The sequence below is a fragment of the Larkinella knui genome, from assembly GCF_003858645.1.
Classification (GTDB): Bacteria; Bacteroidota; Bacteroidia; order Cytophagales; family Spirosomataceae; genus Larkinella; species Larkinella knui.
In genome coordinates this window covers 68,819-86,112 of sequence record NZ_RQJP01000005.1, presented here as the reverse complement: position 1 = coordinate 86,112, position 17,294 = coordinate 68,819, and the positions used below count along the sequence as shown (strand labels likewise).

Sequence of the window (17,294 nt, the reverse complement as noted above, 5' to 3'; positions counted from 1 at the left end):
TCCCGCTAACCAGTCATCCAGCCCATTCATTTTATGTCCGTTGTTCCTTATAAAGATAAAAATACCAGCAAGCGTGAGCAGGTCGAGGAAATGTTCGACTCGATTTCGCCGAAGTACGACTTGTTGAACCACCTCCTCAGCGCCGGAATCGATATTATCTGGCGCAAAAAAGCCATTCAGCTGTTGCAGGTGGAGAAGCCCAAAACTATACTGGACATTGCCACCGGCACGGGCGATTTTGCCATCGAGGCCCTGAAACTACAGCCCGAAAAAATAACCGGTGTTGACATTTCGGAAGGTATGCTGGCGATTGGCCGGGAGAAAATCCGGAAACTCGGTCTCGACGCTAAAATTGAGCTTCGTTCCGGTGACTCGGAAAGATTACCCTTTGCAGACAATGTTTTCGACGCCGTCATCGTTTCGTTTGGTGTACGCAATTTTGAAAATCTACTCAAAGGGCTAACCGACATGCACCGCGTTACGCGATCGGGTGGCACCTGCCTGGTACTGGAGTTTTCGAAGCCGCGTAAATTTCCGTTCAAGCAATTTTTTAGTTTTTACACAACTCGTTTCCTGCCGTTGATCGGCCGACTGGTATCGAAAGACGCTTCGGCCTATACGTATCTGCCCGAGTCGATGCAGGCATTTCCAGACGGCCCCGATTTTATCCGGGTTCTTGAACAGGCAGGATTTACGCAAACACGATGGATACCTCTTACATTTGGCATTTGCTCTATTTACACCGGAAAAAAAGTATAGCAGTCTGTTTACTGCTGGCGCTGATTTGCCCTGATCTGCGGGCGCAATCGACCATGAAATATCGTCGGATTCACCTGGAAGACTACGACGACAAGACCATTCGCTACGGTTTTTTATTTGCGGCTCCTGCTACGCGCTTCAACATTAAATACAGCGATGCGTATGTGAGTTCCGATTCGGCTCATCAGCTTTATTCGCCCAACAACGTCGGTTTTCGGGTCGGCTTTGTGATGAGTACCATTTTGAGTGATCATTTCGATGTCCGGGTCACGCCCGCCGTTTCGCTGTATTCGCGGTCTATCGAGTACAAATATCCGGGTGGAACCAGCCGAAAAGAAGTACGCGAGTCGACCTGGCTGGAGTTTCCGGTTTTGCTGAAGTACAAATCCAAAAGACGGATGAATTCACGGATGTACGTCGTCGGTGGCGGGTCGCTCGGGATCGAAACCAACGTTCGCCGGCGCGAAGTAGCCGGTTCAAGCCGTTTGCTGACTAAAAACCGGGATCTTACGGTTGAATACGGTATTGGTTTTGAGCAATTTTTCGAATTTTTCAAATTTGCACCCGAAATCCGGTTTTCCCACGGGCTGGTCAATCTGTTTGAACCCAATCAGGGCAACAACGCCAACATTGGCCTTCAGAAATTACGAACGCACACGGTGACTTTGTATCTAAACTTTGAGTAAGCAGTGGAAAAGCCGCCTGCTTAATCACCCAAGGGCCTTTCAAACGCCCTGACGCTGAATCGGTTGTAAAATAAGTTGATTTTTTTTGGCGTAATGCTTGCAGAATGACTAGCCAGGCCGCTATATTTGCACTCCCAAACGACGGGAAACGGTCAGCGGGAAACAGTAAAAAGGGAGTTTAGCTCAGCTGGTTCAGAGCATCTGCCTTACAAGCAGAGGGTCGGCGGTTCGAACCCGTCAACTCCCACCCTTCAAATCAAGCACTTACAATAATTTGTAAGTGCTTTTTTGTTGGTTTACACTTCTCCACCGTCTACTCCTCGTCTCCGCTCGTTTTCCCCTTGCTCCGTTTGCTGACGAATAAGCCTTTCCGGGACTTAATTGCGGCTTTTCGGGTGAGCCCAAAGCGGGTGTGTTTCGAGCGTGAAACGATGGATCATTACAGGCTGGTGTTTGAAAAAGTGTGGGGCTGATCAAGATTACAACTCCTGATCAGCATTGGTAGGAGTCATCCTGCGGACTACCCTTAAGTAAATCCTTAAATCTGCCGCAAATTTCTTTCGGGTTTCACTGAAAACAGGAGCCTGCTAAATAAAATTTGGCAGGCTCTTTTATTTAAGACTTTCGCTCAGATGGCGATTGCTCAGATTCTTGGTTTGGCTAATTCGTACCGCAGGTAATTTGAAAACAAGTCAGTATGGCCTTGCAACCCATACCGGACGAATGAATTGAAACCATAGTTTCCTTTTCTTCTTTTATCTTTCACCTTTTGATTCGCTTACCGATATATATTCAAATTGCCAACCAGCCTTTTGGTCTGATCTGGCTTATTGGGACAGGATTTACGCAAAAAGTACCTTGATCAGATTACCTAAGATGGGACGCAGCTTTTACCCTTATGCTATTTTGAAACCGTTATTTGTACCATTTAACACTGACCGCCCATCACATAACCCCAATCAAGGAATGCCATTAACGTTCGAGTACAGTCAACGGTTCTGGCACATGGCGGGGTTCTTGCTGGCCATTATTAGCTTTTACCAAATCACTCTTTATATTAATCATTTTGAATTTAAGAAAGCCCTGGCCGACCGACTAGGTGGATGGGGCTGGCTGGCCTGCTTTGAAACTACGTCGATTATTCCGGAATTGGTGACTTTGTTCGGGTTACAAAAGCTCTTGTGGGTTTACCACCGGCTGCTTCCCATTCACTTTGTCCGCCTGACCCCACTTGGGTTAGGCCATTATTATCTGTCACTTTTACCACTCCTGCTGGTTGTGTTTTTTATTGTCAGCCCCTTTACCCAAACGGTTCGTTTTTTTCTGGAAGTTCCACTGGATGAAGGCTTCGGTGGCCTAACCTGGAAAACGTATCTGAATATCTTTCTGATCGCGCCTTATCAAAGCCCCAAAATTGTGGCCCTTTATTCAGTGTTAAACTTGGTTTTGGGCTACTGCATCGTCACCGCTTCGCTAGTGCATGACTTGTTGTATTGGCGCAGGCAGCAGGAACAGGATAAAAGAGAAGTGCCTGCTGAACGAGAAGAACGCTATGCTAAGCGCCTGAACGCCCAATCCAGTAAAGGGAAAACGACGATTCTAGTTTCGGAAGTGGGTTTGATTACCATTGACAGCCCCCGTTGCCTGGCCCATCACCGGCAGGGCATCTATCAATTGACTGTAAAAACCCTGACCGAAATGGAGGCTGAATTGAATCCCCGGCAGTTTTTCCGGGTCAACCGCGGAGCGGTGGTGAATCGGGCTTTTGTGGAAGGCTATGTCCACACCGGCAACAACAATTACATCATCAATCTGACAGCGCCGTTCCAGCAACTGACGGTTTCCCTGGCCCGCACCCGTTTGTCGGAATTTCGAAACTGGCTCCAGGCTCCCATTACCCATCCGGACCGTAACCCGGGTCAGGCTTAGGATCGAAGGCTTTTTCTTTCGACAATTCAACCCCTTTTTTCATCACTTCATACGCGGTCAGTTTACCCAATCGGGTGAATAAGCTAGTTTTAGGTCGTTTTCTGCGTTGATTATAAAATGACGATAGATACGAATAAAACCGGTCAGGGGATCTTCTCCTGCCCGGTTTGCGGAGTAGAGGGGTTTTCAGCTCCTAACATACTATCTATGTTTAGCCCTTTAGGCTGGCTTACGATGATCTGGTAAAGTCAATATTTGTTTATTCCGTTTACACCTTTTTGATGAATTACACTCTACTCTCACGAATCCAACACAAAACCTCCCGATCTACAATGAACGTTTTTACCCGAATGGCCTTCTTTTCGGCCAGCCTTGTTCTCCTTCTGGATGGATGTAGCCTGCAGGATCATCAGCCTTCTCTTCAAAACCCCAGCTGTCAGGTACTGACGCTTACAATCGATCAAAAATCGTCCGGTCCGGACGCGTATAGTCGAGACGAAACGGCGGTGTTGGATGGTGAGACTGTAAAGATTGGCAAATCGGCCTCCGATGTGTATAAATTCGATGAGCAAAACCGGCTTATCCAATACAACTGGTCCACCTTTAGCTTTGGAGGCAACGGCGGTCAGGAAATTTTTGCCTATACCGCCGACCAGCTAATCGACACCTCCACACATCTGGGGTTCGATAAACAGGTACACGCTTTCCCCCTGAATAAACAAGGGCTGCTGGGTCGGGACGGACTAAAGTACAATGAGGAAGGATTTCTGGTCGAAGAAGTCGATGGAGATTACACGACCACCTATACGATTGAAAACGGCAATATGGTGCGTAAGGAAACGAAGTCAACCTATCCCAATTCTCCCGTTTATGTAACGATTTACGAATATGATCTCACCAAGCCGAATTTACCTAACCCGTTTCCTTACCGGGGCAAGTCCAGCCGAAATCTTCCTGTCAAGGTGATTAGCAGCGATGGTACGAGCACCAGCTCCAGTACGTATAAGTATATCTTCGATGAATCAGGTACACGAACTCGACGATATCAAAAAGTAGCGAATGGCCAATATAGTGTGGTGGATTATACCATTACCTGCCGGTAGGAGTGCTTGCGATCAAGCCTGGAGCATTTCTTCATGATACCTGAGTGGACCGTTTTTCTACGATCAGCTATGGCGATTTGATAATTTAAAGGTCTGATTTAACTTAATAGGGTGCAACTTCTAAAGAAGTTGCACCCTATTAAGACGATGTACGAAAGCTTGAGCTATAGGGCCGATGCGGCCAGTCGCACCCTATTTAGGGATGTCAATTAACATAACCTCGTAATGAACCGGGCTAGTTTCCTGGCAGGAAAATACGCTGCCAGATAGAGGGCGGTTTTGCTGGTGGCAACTAACGCCTTCAGGCGTGCGGTGGTGTTCTTTTGAGCAATGGAATGGAACATGTTGATCGGTGTGGATGAGCCATTGATGGCTGCGGGTTGTTTACTGGAAGCAAAGGTGATGGCAGCCAGGGAAGACTCCAAAAATTTGAATACCAGTTCCGCGAATCGTTACTCGAACCGTCGCGGACTGTCGATGAGTCGCTTTGGGGCATTCCTGGAAAGGTTGGGCGACCAATCAAGTTTTCTGCATCATGGAATTAATGGCGACCGTCAATGCCTGTACCCGTATTAAAGCTGCCAAATAAGAAGGTTGTGCTGAGTTATTCAGCATGTTGGGAGCGGTTCCTAGGCTAAAGATGATAAAGTATAGCGTTTATTGCCCCTGCTAAGGAAATGCCTGAAGAGAGTGCCAATCAACGATTTGTGTATAATACTGACAATGATCGTCCTACCCTTAAATGGCCTCTTCAAAATGGCTATAACTCGGTTTATTAATTTTATTGGCTGAGGCATTTACCTGTTAATCATTTTGTACGTAAAGGGTGATTTTGAAATCATTCTCTTCATCAGGTTCCCAAAGATTCCTTCTTTCATGTGAAGTTCAAAATAATAACGATTTGTTACAGAATTATTTACGTGCTTTACTGCCTGAACCGAAATTCTGTGAAACTTGCCCCTTTTAGTGCGCTCCTAGCCGGACCAGCTGCGTTTTTCCTTGTTTTATTTTTTGCTGACTTAAACCCTGGCCATCCCGAGGTTACCAGAATGGCTGCGGTGACCGTATGGGTGGCCATTTGGTGGCTTACCGAAGCAACCGACCTGGCCGTGACGGCCTTGCTGCCTTTCATCCTTATTCCTATACTGGGCATAGCCGATTCCCAAACGGTGGCAGCGCAATATATGGATCAAACCATTTTTTTATTTATTGGGGGCGTGCTGCTGGCTTTTGCTATTGAACGCTGGAACCTGCATCAGCGGATTGCCTTGTCCATTTTATCGAAACTGGGAACCAACCCGGCCACCGTGCTGGCGGGCGTAATGGGCGCTACTTTTTTTATTTCCATGTGGGTGTCGAATACGGCAACCGTCATGATGATGCTCTCGGCGGTGCTGGGCATTATCATTCAGGTGGAAAAACACAACCTGTCTCCTTTTCAAAAAAATGCGATCGCCAAGGCCATGCTGCTGGGGCTTGCTTACGCGGCATCCATTGGTGGCATGGCGACACTGGTGGGAACGGCCACGAATCTTGCTTTCTACAAAATATACTTAGATGCTTACAAAGAAGCCCACGACATGAACTTTGTCAGCTGGTTTGTGTTGGCTTTTCCTATTGCCCTACTATTGTTGATCATGGCGTTTTTTATTCTTAAATTCTCCTTTCTACGCCATGCCAAAAAAGTTGTATTCGACCGCAGTTACTTCGTTGCTTCCCTACGGCAATTGGGCAAAATGGCTTTTGAAGAAAAGATCGTATTTGCGGTTTTTGTTAGTACCGCCTACTTGTGGTTTGGCCGAAAGGATATAGATTTTGGATCTTTTCATATAACCGGCTGGAGCCATCTTTTAGGTACACAGGCTTCGTTTATTACGGATAGCACGGTGGCTATTGCAATGGCATTTTTACTATTTCTAATCCCCTCGAAAAATGAGAAAGGAAAAATGCTGATGAGCTGGGAAGAAGCCAAGAAACTTCCGATCGGCATCATCCTCTTGTTGGGCAGTGGTTTTGCTTTGGCAAAAGGCTGCGATCAGTCGGGGCTAAGCACCTGGCTCGCACAAGAACTGCTTTTTTTAAAGGATGCTCCCCCCGTTGTTGTGATCGCTGGCATTTGCGTTATCGTTTGTGTCATTAGCGAACTGGCGTCCAATGTGGCCTGCATACAATTGGTGCTACCCATTTTAATAGCCATTCAAAAAGTAACCCACCTGCCCCCATTAATGCTGATGGTGCCCGCCACGCTGGCTGCGTCGCTCGGGTTTATGCTCCCCGTAGCAACCCCGCCAAATACGATCGTGTTTGGAAGCGGGCGGATCCGGGCGGCTGACATGCGCAACGCAGGGTTGCTGCTCGACGTTGCTGGCATCGGTATCATCACAGCCGTATCCATGATGATCCGGCTACTTATTTGGAAATAAAGACCGTGATTACACGAGGAATTGGTTGCCTTGTAAGCGTACTGACTACGACCGGAATGTGGCAACAAAAGGTGCACTGAATTTCAGTGAAGCTGGAATATGAAATCTAAAAAACGGCACACTTCATTCAACCCATCCAAAATTGGCAACTCGTGGTTCAATAGTCTCTTATACTATGCCCATTAGCTTTCCAACTTTTCACTATTGAGCCTACTCTTCATCAATTAGTAGCGTATGACTGTCCTCTAAATTAACCCGGTATTTTACCGCTCTTGTAGTAGCATCAGCCGCCCGGCGGGAAGAACGCTGTTTTTGTTCCTGTTTACCTTTGTAGGCCCATAATGTCTCCGCTTTTCCTGTAAACAAATCCGCAAGAAGTTGGCGTTTGGTGTTAATTCGGGCGTAGCGCATAGGTTTAGTCTCGTTGGTTATCCGGTATCAGAATTAATATAGTCCCTGCTTTTGCCAGAATCTCGCCGTAGGTAAGTGGCTCTGTTATCATGGTTCCATTGCTATGCTGCTAACGGCTAAAGGCTCTCTAGGGGGTTTGGCAGCAGGGACGGTGGACACTCCCTGTTTTTAAAAGTGAGCACGAAAATCCAATCAGAATTTTAATGGGTAGGTAGGATGCACCAGCTTAGTGGCTTTTGGTTGTTGAGCCGGGTAAAATGGCTTTATTAACATCCCAAGTTCTAACTACTTTGCTTCATGAATCGCAAAATCCTGATCGTCACCGGGGATGGTGGCGAAAGTTACGAAACCCTCTATGCCGTTCACCGCTTTCAGGAAGAAGGCGATAGGGCGGTGATTGCCGCCCCCAGCAAACGCCGGCTTAACCTGGTGATGCACGATTTTGAACCCGGTTGGGATACCTACATCGAGCGTCCCGGCTATTGCCTGGCTTCTGATCTGGCGATTGAAGAGGTGGTTGTAGACGACTATGACGCCATTCTGCTGCTGGGCGGCCGCGCCCCCGAATACCTGCGCAACCATGCCGCGCTGCTGGAAGTAGTCCGCGCGTTTGACCGGCAGGGCAAATGGGTCTTTGCAATTTGTCACGGTATCCAGATTCTGGTCACCGCCGGATTAGCCAAAAACCGAACTCTAACCGCATACGAACATGTGCGTACGGAAATCGAGATGGGTGGTGGTACGTATTCGACCCAACAGGCCGTCTGCGACCGCAATATGGTCACCGCACAGACCTGGCAATCACACCCCGAGTTCTACCGCGAAGTCTTTGCCTGTCTCAAAAAAGCGGAACTTGTGGAAAAGTAGAAGCCGAGACGCCGTCTTTTATCACTAGTCGCTGCAGGTGACAAAAACCGGGGTAAAACTGCCCATCCGTAATGGATTTGGTGCATCCTTAACGCCCTTATTCGGCCAGGGTCATTTTTCTCCGTCTCTAGTCTTTTTTCACTATTTAGAGCGTGTCAACCTCTTTAGAAATGTTCCATCGGACCACTTCTAAAGAGGTTGACACGCTCTAAGACAATCTACGAAAGCTAGAGGCCGATGATGCCAGGCGTTCCTAATTGGGGATGTTAATCAAAGTAATCTCGTACTCATACTGCTTCGTCTCGATCGGCGCACCGCCCAGCTTGTGATAGGTCTTGCGTTGGGTCACATACCCATCTGCATTCCGTACATAACTGTAGAAGACATTCGTGTCGGCCACCTGGCCATATAACCGCTTGATAACAACGGATTGGACCAGGTGCTTACTGGGCTGGCCGAAATAAGGCAGGTAGTGCTCAAAAGGCTCCATCCATTCCGAGTGCAACGGATATAAATCATTCACCGGAGGTCCCCCGTTGGAAGGGGTATAGGATAGGGTATGCGTCTCCGTGGGAACCAGTTGAGCGTTCAAGAACGTCACTTTAACCAAATCGCCATCGGCATTGTAGTCGTAGTGCGCTCGTCCGCTGCCAAACAGGCAATCCGTCATCTGGCCTTTGGAGTTGTAAGCCAGGATCGAAGTGTAGGTATGGACCCCATTGACACCTTCATCGACAACTTGTTTGTATTTGTAGCAGTGACCGGTATCATTATACCAGTAGGTTTCCCGCATATTCCTGGAGTCGGGCACGGACCGGGAGTAACGCACTTCGACCGTACCCGAGGGAGACAGGATGCCTGCGCTATAGCTATAACTCTGGCGGTAATGATCGTTGCCTGCCACATCAGGTCCAAACAGGGACCGCTTGATGCGTCCATCGGGGTAGTAGGTCAGGGTTTGCTCGCCCCATTGGATGAGCCGGTATTTCTTCAGAGCGGCCGGTGAAGCCAGCCTCGCCTGGTTCCGGGCGACGGTCGAAGTTGGGCTCTGGGCTCCATCAGGGTGAACCGGGCTAGTTTCCTGGCAGGAAAATACGCTCAGGGAAGCCGCCAGATAGAGGGCGGTTTTGCTGGTGGCAACTAACGCCTTCAGGCGTGCGATGGTGCTCTTTTGAGCAATGAATTGGAACATGTTGATCGGTGTGGATGAGCCATTGATGGCTGCGGGTTGTTTACTGGAAGCAAAAGTGATGGTAGCCGGGGAAGGTTCCAAAAATTTGAACACCAGTGCCCCGAATCATTATTTGAACCGTTGGTGGGTAGCAATGAGTCGCTTTGGGGCATTTCTGGACAGGTTAGGCAACCATCCAGGCTATTGGCAGCTGCTTGTTTGCGAAATTGACCGATCAGCTCCGCGACTTTCTCGTGCCCGGCCACCGTCCCCGGCCACCGTCTTTCAGGGGTGCAAACGAATCAGTCTCCTGAGCCCGCAGGTCGGCAGGCTGGGCAAGTCCGAAAAGAACACGCCGGAGCGAGCGTCGCCGGGTACGGGAGCGGTCGGATGGGAAGACGGGTTTCAGGGCAGCCGCATAGGGTTGGTTTGCGGCAACAAGGTGAGACTTCTACAAAAAAAAGGCTTCTGCATGGTCTCACTAACTTCGTGTATCGTTGCAGCAGGAGCATTTTTTAGCACTTCCTGCAACAACACCCAGGTTACGCTTCAGGCCATCCGGCGCACGAACAGAATCAACAGCCGATTGCAACCCTTTGCCTAGAGCATCGGTATGGCTACGATAAAATGCGTAGTCGTTTCCGTTACCGCGACCTCGCGACGGCTCAGGTAGTGATAAAGCGATTTCAGGCTGGCTAGCCCCTGTTTGTTCGACGTTTCGACAAAACCCTTTGGCTGTAGCTCATTTACCACGTAAAGCGTATCATTTTCGGTATAAATCCGGATTCGGAGCGGAATTTCATCATCAACGATGTTGTGTTTGATGGCATTTTCGAGCAGGTTCTGAATCGTAACGGGCACAATCCGACGGTTTTGGTACTCTGGATGAATGTTCTGGCTGATGGTTAGACCCGCACCGAAGCGGGTTGTCTGCAAATCAATATAGAGCTGGGTAAATGCCAGCTCATCCTGTAGACTAACCAGCTCAGAATCCTTGTTCTGCAGAATATACCGGTAAATAACCGAGAGCTTTTTCAGGAATACCGAGGCTTCTCTGGGCTGGATTAAAATCAGGCTATTGAGCGATGTCAGGCTGTTAAAGAGGAAATGCGGGTTCAGGTGATTGATCAGATTCTGGTACTGAATTTGAGTTTTGTCGTGCTGAAGCCGGGTTGTCTGCATCTGGAGCCGGTGAATCCGGGCAGTCTGGCGGGTGCGGTATCGAAAAAAACTTACGAGCAATCCGGCAACCAAAACGACGGCCAGCACCCAGAACCAGGTGGCCCGGTAAAAGGGCATGGCCAGTTGAATGGACAAGCTGCGAATGGGTGTTTCAAAACCCTGCGGATCGAGCGCTTTGACCAAAAAGGTGTACTTGCCACCGGGTAGTTTCGTATAAACCGCCCCGGTCGGTGAAGTAGTGGTCCGCCAGGCGTCATCGTAGCCTTCCAGTTTGTAACGGTACCGGTATTTTGTCGTTGCCGATAAGGTCCCAAACTCAATAGCAAACGAGTTATCTTCGGGCTTCAGGCGGATCATGGGTTTCAGGTCGTTCAGAAGAAGGGCGGTATCGGGCAGTACAAACCGGTTGAGCAGAACCGTTTGGCGGCTGCGCGGCAATAGCAGATGCTCCGGCTTGAACTCGACCAGGTGCCCTTTCTGGATCGACATGATGTGTCCGTTGCGCATCGGAAAAAGGCTGGTGACGTACTCCGCCGTGTACTCGTTGATGGCCAGCCGGAAGTTTAGCACCTGCTTTTGGGGTGTGATAACCGAAACCATATTGTATTCTGCCACCCAGGTGTTGCCGAACCGGTCGGGCAGGGCCGCCGTGCATTGGCTCAGGGTCATAAGGTCGTTTTCGGGCCGAATCAAGTCCCGTCGGCGCACGGGATCATACGCCACCAGACCATGCAGGGTCGTCGCCATCAGAAACGAACCATCCCGGTCTTCGGTCAGCGAACCGATGGTCGCTTCGTAATCGGCCTGCCGGGTGTCGGTCACCAAAAAGCAACCCTGCTGCGGAGAAAACCGGGCAAATCCTTCGGGATAAATATCCAGCCACAACTCGCCCCGCCTGTTCAGCAACGATTGACGAACCAGAAACCGGGGGTCGCGGCTGGCCGACCGGATTGGATGCGTCTGCCACTGCCGGCGAAGAATGTCGTAGGCGAAGGTCTGTTTACCAGTCCCAAATATCCAATACCGGTCACCCTGGAGCAGAAAAGACCAGAGATGGAGTGATCGGGCCCCGGCGGGCAGGGCAATCTCCCGAAACTGATGCGTGCGTTTGTTGAAGCGGTATACGGCATTTTCGCAACCAACAAAAAGCTCGTCTCCGCGCTGACTCAATCCCGTCACGGGATGTCCCCAGTAATACAGGCCCCGACCCTTGGGCAGCCGATACACGTCGAGCCGATTGGTGGCGGGTTCATAATGCAACAGGCCGCGGATGGAGGTGCCGATCCACCACGAACCATCGGTATCTTCGGTAAAAGACAACAGGCCATTTTCGTCGGTCAGGGCCGGAAATAACGGCTCCAGATCATAGTCGTCATACAAGGCCCGCTCCGGGTTGGTGTGGGCAATTCCATTGACGGTTCCTAACCAGATTGACCCGTCGGGATGCTGCCAGCCCGACGAGAATGAGTTGGCCCCCAGCGACATGGGTTTGGTTTTGTCGTGAACCAGTTCCGTGATGCGATCCGTTCGGGCATCGATAAAAAACGGCATGTGGGTCCACGAACTCACCCACAGATTGTGCTGCCGGTCGGCAAAAATAGTGGCTATCTCAAAATTATCCCGCTCCCGCTGGCGGATGGGTGCCAGCCGCTTCAGGATCTGCTGCCGACGCAGGTCGTACACGATGATGCTGCGGTCGATTTGGTCGGCAATCAGCAACCGGTCGCCGTCGATGGCCAGGGCCGAAACCTGGTTGCCGGTGAAAACGGGCAGATGTTGACGGTTGTTGCGATGAGTCGTAAACTGCTGCCGGGCGATGTCGAAATACCGCAGTCCGTTCCGTTCCGAAAGCCAGAGACCCGGCCGGTGCACGTCTTCCACCAGGCCATTGGGCAACATTTGAACGGCGCCGGTCCGGTCGGTCGGGTAGCAGGGGAAGTACTGAATTTTTCCGGTTTTGGTACCATAACGGAACAGGCCCCGTTGACGGCTCGTAAACCACACATCGCCGGCCCGGTCGCAAAGGACATTTTTGCAGATCGCCAGGGGCTGGTTGTCGACGGTGACGATGTGCCGGAAGCGGCCCGTCGTTTTGTCATAACAGCTGATTCCATTCTCGGTTCCCATCCAGATGCGGCCCTGCTGATCCTGACAAAGAGCATATAACTGATTATTGGACAACGAGTTGGAATTATTGCGTAGTTTCTTAAACTGCACGAAATGAGCCCCATCGTAGCGGTTTAGACCGTTGTTGGTACCGATCCACAAAAATCCTTCGCGGTCATGGAGCAAACAGGTAATGACCCGAAACGAAAGACCATCCTGCTCCCGAATATGACCGAATTCAAAATGAACGGGCCGCTGCTGGGCCTGGACTTGCCCGCCCCTGGTCACCAGCAAACTCATCAGCCAGAAGCTACACCGAAGAAACCGGCCCCTTATTGCTCCAGCCATTTTTTGAAGGAAGGAGCCTTGTCGCGGCTGATGTCGATGCCGAACTGATGATTGGGTGCTTTGAGAATGAGCTGGAGTTTCAGATTGGCCATCCCTTTCACCCGCTGCACGGCGTCGATACAGACAATGCAATGGCGACTGGCGCGGTAGAACCGGGCGGGGTCGAGCATCGACTCGATCTGGTCGAGTGTGTCATAATCCAGAATGTAACGTTCGCTGGTTTTGGTTACCATAAAGTTCAGTTCATCCCGCATGAAATAGGCCACATCGGCGATGTTGACGGGCACCCAGCTATTGTGCGTATTTCCCAGAAAATGCTCTTTATAAGCCGGTTTACGGGCCGACGGTGTGCTCAGGGCCTCGATCAGTTTCTGAACATCGATGGCTATTTTGCCCCGGTGCTGGCTGAGCGACCGGGCCTTGGCGATGGCCTGCCGGAGTTCGTCTTCCCGAACGGGTTTAAGCAGGTAGTCGATGCTGTTGACCTTAAAGGCTTTAATGGCATACTCGTTATAAGCCGTGGTGAAAATGACGGGACACGCTAGTTGAAACTTCTCGAAAATAGTGAAGCTTACCCCGTCGGAGAGTTGAATATCGGCGAATATCAAATCCGGTTCCGCGTTGTCGGCAAACCAGCGCAGGGCTCCTTTGACGCTGCCAACGGTGCCAACGATTTTAATGGCCGGGTCGACTTCGGCCAGGCTGGCAATCAGTTCGAGGGCAACCAGTTTTTCATCTTCAAAAATCAGAGCGTTCATGGCGGGGCTGTTCAGACAAGGCTAATGGAGCCTAAAGCTCGCATTTCCAAAACTTGATTACAAGTCATTGAAATTGAAGCGCGTTTCATTCGGTTTTAATGACGCAGAGTTGGCAATGAATCGTAGGCCCATCCACAAACGACGCCCGTTCCGGTACGCCGGATGAGCCCTACGCAACGGTTCGCACGAAAAACCGGCCAACTACGACTTATTTCCACCGGTCTACGATTCATTGAGCGAATCGCGGCAATCATAGTCTAATTTTTGGAAAGACGCTGGCTCAACCCTCACCTTTGCCACAGCCAATTCAGCCTGGCCCGTCGAATACCGCCAAAGGCCAGTTGATCAACGGCAGGTGGAATGGCCCCGGCGAATTTCAGACCAACCTGGCATTTCCAGTGTCCTGACCGGCCTACCCGACGACGCCTGAATCTGAGCCAGCAATACGACCAGGACACCCACTTTTGATTCAGTTAATCCGAAAACTACGGTACGTATGAACCTAAATCAAAATCCGACGCTCGACCAGCTCATTCAAATTCTCAACACTGTTGGTTACAACCATAAATCCTACATCCTCTACGTGAACAAGACCGGGGATGTTCATCTGTCTGCCTTGCGAGCCTGCACAACAGCCGGGGTCGGCTACGCGAACGGAAATTCGCTTCAGTTTGTGCTGGATACATTCCTGATCGGAAAAGGGTATACCGGTCGGCAGGCCACTCAGGACCTGGATTGGATGAAAAAAGTATTGTCAGAACTCAATCACCATTGGGCTTGCCAGACAACGGGTTTCGCCTAGAACCAAGGTAGGCCAGCCCCTCTTTCAAGGCAGCGGCTTTTTTGCCGACGCCCAGATTTTCTATCCTTTGCGGTAGGAAGTTGGGGTCTGGTGGTAAAATTCCCGGAAGACCTTGGTAAAATACGACGGCGTTTCAAACCCCACCAGATAAGCCGTCTCGGCCGCGCTGTGTCCTAACCGCAGCAAGTCGATGGCTTTGCGAAGCCGGTATTGCCGGATTAGCTCGACGGGCGAAAGATGGGTCAGGTTGTGCACTTTCAAGTACAGGGCTTTACGACTCATCGCCAGTTCATCTGCCAGCCATTCGACGCTCAACGTCGAGTCATCCAGGTGTTCCTCGATGAGGGTGTAAACCTTGCGGAGAAACTCGTCGCCAACGCTCAGGAGTGGCGTGGCGCTATCGGGCTGGGCAAGCTGCTGGCGGTAATGTTCCCGAAGGCGCTGCTGGTGACTCAACAGGTTGCGCAGCCGCAGCCGCAGTTCACCCAGGTGAAAGGGCTTGGTGAGGTAGTCGTTGGCGCCGAGACTCAGCCCCCGCAACCGGTGGGTTTCCTCCACGCTCGCCGAAAGGAGTACAATGGCGATGTGGTCGGTAGCCGGGTCCGCTTTTAACCGCTCAATCAGGCCGTGACCGTCCAGACGGGGCATCATCAGATCGGTAATAATGATGTCGGGTAGCTCCTCTTTGGCCAGTACCCAGCCTTCGTAGCCATTGGGTGCCGACCGGACCCGGTAAGTCGTGGCCAGTTCGGTGACCATAAATTCCCGCAGTTCGGCATTGTCCTCGACCACCAACACCAGGGGCGGCAATTCGGTCGGGCCCGACGTCGTTTTACCCGGCAATTCACCGGCTTGCATGGGCAGGTCGATCACCACCGACGGCGCTTCTACCGGTGGCGTTCCGCCATTCCCGTTCGTACGCTCAACGGGTAATTCAAGCACAAATACCGTACCCGGCTCCCCGGCCGTTCCCTCGATCTGGCTCTCGACGTGCACGGTTCCTCCCATCCGCAGGGTGAGTTCACGCACCAGCGCCAGACTGATTCCCGTGGTGTCGTTCGCCCGGATACGCTGGTTGTCGCCCTGATAATACCGATCAAAAACATGCGGTAACTTGTGGGCGCTGATGCCAATACCGGTATCCCGAACGGTCAGGCGCGCGCCCGCAGGCGTTTGATGAAGCCAAACGGTAATGGTGCCAACATGCGTAAACCGGATGGCATTGGTCAACAGATTGAAGAGAATCGTTTCCCACTTTCCCGCATCAAAGCGGTAGCTACCCGCGGGCAAATCCGTTTCATAGCGCAATGTGAGATTTTTGACGTCGGTCGACGGGCGGAAAAGCTCGACTAACTGGCGCACAAAATCGGGCAAATCCCCAACCTGGTCGACCAGTTCCATTTGCCGGGCTTCGAGTTGATTAATGGTCAGTAACTGGTTGATGAGCTGCATGATTTGCCGGGCATTCCGGCGAACCGTAACCAGGGGCTGTTGCAGTTGATGGGGCAAATCATCGGTTTCCAGCAGCTTGTCGACCGGAGAAATAATCAACGACAACGGAATGCGCAGTTCATGGGCGATGTTGGTGAAAAACCGCGTTTTCATAGCGTCGATGGCCTTCGACTCCTGGGTTTCCCGCAGTTGCTGAGCATACCGGCGACTCTTGCCGATGGTGGCTTCAAGATCCTCGAAGTCAATGGGTTTGGTCAGAAAATCGAATGCGCCCCGGTTCATGGCGGTCCGAATGGTCGTCATGTCGCTGTAAGCCGTAAGCATCACCGTAGGCACGATGGAATTGGCCTGGGAGAGTTGATCCAGCAGCGTGAGGCCATCCATACCGGGCATGTTGATGTCGGTCAGCACCAGGTCGACATCGGGGTGCTGTTCCAGAATCAGCAGCGCCTGTCCGCCGTCCCGGGCAAACACGAACTCGTAGGTACCCTTCTGAATGGCCTGGCGAAAGCGCTGCCGAAAAAGGGTTTCCAGATCAGCTTCATCATCTACCAGGAGTATTTTGGTCTTCATCGATTAAGTTAAGTAAAAAGCTAAGCCCGTGTGAACAAATCCGCATCTCCGTGCTCAATTTGCATCCGGCTGGTCGGTGGAAACGCTGGTCCAAGGTACGAAAGGATGGCCGATCTGAACCGCTTTTCCGGTTTAAATACCGACAGAAAGGCCGACTCATTCAGGGCCAGCCTTTCTGTTGGTAGTTAAACCGGCTTGAAGAGCTACTTTAAGGCAATCAGCCGGGTTGGCACACGGGGCTCCTGGGTAGCCAGCGTCAACGCATACTTGACGTTCTCCAGGCCATTGCTGATGACCACCTGATAAAGACCGTCGGGCAGGGCACTGATGTCCAGGCGCATCCGAGCGGTTTGGTGGCGTTTTCCAACCTGCTGAACAAAAAGGTCAGTGCCTGCTGTATTTCTGAGCCGAACCACAACGGCGCCACCGGTTTCTTTGTCCACCGCAATCTGAAGCTTGCCTTCGGCCGTGGTAAACAGGGCCGTCTGAAAGGCCGCCACCTTGGTGGGTCGGATGGGTTTGTTGCTTGCCGCCTGAGAAACTGAGAAAGTAACGACAGTCAGGGTAAAGGCAACGAGGAGAGATTTGAGGAGCGTTTTCATGGCGTATGATGGTTGATTTGCGTGTCCGTTTGAATGAATCAAAGGTCGGCGTCAACGCCCGGAAAGGCTGTCACAAATGAGTCAATCCCTGTTCCATTTGGGATCGAAGCCGGTGTCTGACC

The 17,294-nt window shown here is 51.1% G+C and carries 14 protein-coding genes and 1 tRNA gene; 8 read left to right on the top strand and 7 right to left on the bottom strand.

Going from position 1 to position 17,294, the window contains the following annotated elements:
- The first annotated feature begins 33 nt into the window (after window positions 1-33).
- The 5 genes from ubiE to EHT87_RS22690 all read left to right on the top strand — a co-directional run bounded on the left by ubiE (window position 34) and on the right by EHT87_RS22690 (window position 4,477).
- Complete coding sequence (ubiE, locus tag EHT87_RS22715; protein ID WP_124908976.1) at window positions 34-759, top strand: bifunctional demethylmenaquinone methyltransferase/2-methoxy-6-polyprenyl-1,4-benzoquinol methylase UbiE; 726 nt, start codon at window positions 34-36, stop codon at window positions 757-759.
- A complete protein-coding gene (gene porT / locus EHT87_RS22710; RefSeq protein WP_124908975.1) occupies window positions 705-1,445 on the top strand; it encodes a type IX secretion/gliding motility protein PorT/SprT in 741 nt (246 codons plus the stop codon). Before ubiE ends, porT begins: the two co-directional genes overlap by 55 nt.
- Before the next feature lie 172 nt (window positions 1,446-1,617).
- A tRNA-Val gene (locus EHT87_RS22705) sits at window positions 1,618-1,692 on the top strand.
- Between the two features lie 719 nt (window positions 1,693-2,411).
- Window positions 2,412-3,374 (top strand): LytTR family DNA-binding domain-containing protein, encoded by a 963-nt coding sequence (locus tag EHT87_RS22695; RefSeq protein WP_185716328.1) that lies wholly within the window; start codon window positions 2,412-2,414, stop codon window positions 3,372-3,374.
- 332 nt (window positions 3,375-3,706) lie between these two features.
- Entirely contained in the window at window positions 3,707-4,477 is a 771-nt protein-coding gene (locus tag EHT87_RS22690) for a hypothetical protein (RefSeq protein WP_124908973.1), read from the top strand.
- A 209-nt stretch (window positions 4,478-4,686) separates the two neighbouring features.
- Here the strand turns inward: EHT87_RS22690 and EHT87_RS22685 are convergent, their stop codons facing one another.
- Window positions 4,687-4,902, bottom strand: coding sequence for a hypothetical protein (locus tag EHT87_RS22685; RefSeq protein WP_124908972.1), 216 nt, complete (start codon window positions 4,900-4,902; stop codon window positions 4,687-4,689).
- Between the two features lie 522 nt (window positions 4,903-5,424).
- On the opposite strand from EHT87_RS22685, the gene EHT87_RS22680 reads away from it, so the two are divergent.
- Window positions 5,425-6,900, top strand: a complete 1,476-nt coding sequence (locus tag EHT87_RS22680) for an SLC13 family permease (protein ID WP_185716327.1) — start codon at window positions 5,425-5,427, stop codon at window positions 6,898-6,900.
- A gap of 210 nt (window positions 6,901-7,110) precedes the next feature.
- Here the strand turns inward: EHT87_RS22680 and EHT87_RS22675 are convergent, their stop codons facing one another.
- Window positions 7,111-7,311: a hypothetical protein gene (locus EHT87_RS22675; RefSeq protein ID WP_124908970.1), complete on the bottom strand. Its 201-nt coding sequence runs from the start codon at window positions 7,309-7,311 to the stop codon at window positions 7,111-7,113.
- Between the two features lie 297 nt (window positions 7,312-7,608).
- Between EHT87_RS22675 and EHT87_RS22670 the strand changes: the two genes are divergently transcribed.
- Window positions 7,609-8,178, top strand: coding sequence for a DJ-1/PfpI family protein (locus tag EHT87_RS22670; RefSeq protein WP_124908969.1), 570 nt, complete (start codon window positions 7,609-7,611; stop codon window positions 8,176-8,178).
- Between the two features lie 253 nt (window positions 8,179-8,431).
- Here EHT87_RS22670 and EHT87_RS22665 read toward each other — a convergent pair whose 3' ends face one another.
- From EHT87_RS22665 to EHT87_RS22655, 3 genes are all read right to left on the bottom strand, one after another.
- The gene (locus EHT87_RS22665) at window positions 8,432-9,451 is read right to left on the bottom strand and encodes a hypothetical protein (RefSeq protein WP_221622062.1); all 1,020 of its coding nucleotides are present in this window, start codon (window positions 9,449-9,451) and stop codon (window positions 8,432-8,434) included.
- Between the two features lie 498 nt (window positions 9,452-9,949).
- A complete protein-coding gene (locus tag EHT87_RS22660; RefSeq protein ID WP_124908967.1) occupies window positions 9,950-12,985 on the bottom strand; it encodes a histidine kinase in 3,036 nt (1,011 codons plus the stop codon).
- On the bottom strand, window positions 12,970-13,743 hold the full coding sequence (locus EHT87_RS22655) for a LytR/AlgR family response regulator transcription factor (RefSeq protein WP_124908966.1): 774 nt from the start codon (window positions 13,741-13,743) through the stop codon (window positions 12,970-12,972). The genes EHT87_RS22660 and EHT87_RS22655 overlap by 16 nt, the downstream gene beginning before the upstream one ends.
- A gap of 496 nt (window positions 13,744-14,239) precedes the next feature.
- Between EHT87_RS22655 and EHT87_RS22650 the strand changes: the two genes are divergently transcribed.
- Window positions 14,240-14,545: a hypothetical protein gene (locus EHT87_RS22650; protein ID WP_124908965.1), complete on the top strand. Its 306-nt coding sequence runs from the start codon at window positions 14,240-14,242 to the stop codon at window positions 14,543-14,545.
- 60 nt (window positions 14,546-14,605) lie between these two features.
- Here the strand turns inward: EHT87_RS22650 and EHT87_RS22645 are convergent, their stop codons facing one another.
- A complete protein-coding gene (locus EHT87_RS22645; RefSeq protein WP_124908964.1) occupies window positions 14,606-16,570 on the bottom strand; it encodes a response regulator in 1,965 nt (654 codons plus the stop codon).
- A 203-nt stretch (window positions 16,571-16,773) separates the two neighbouring features.
- Window positions 16,774-17,172, bottom strand: a complete 399-nt coding sequence (locus tag EHT87_RS22640; RefSeq protein WP_124908963.1) for a T9SS type A sorting domain-containing protein — start codon at window positions 17,170-17,172, stop codon at window positions 16,774-16,776.
- Window positions 17,173-17,294: the final 122 nt, after the last annotated feature.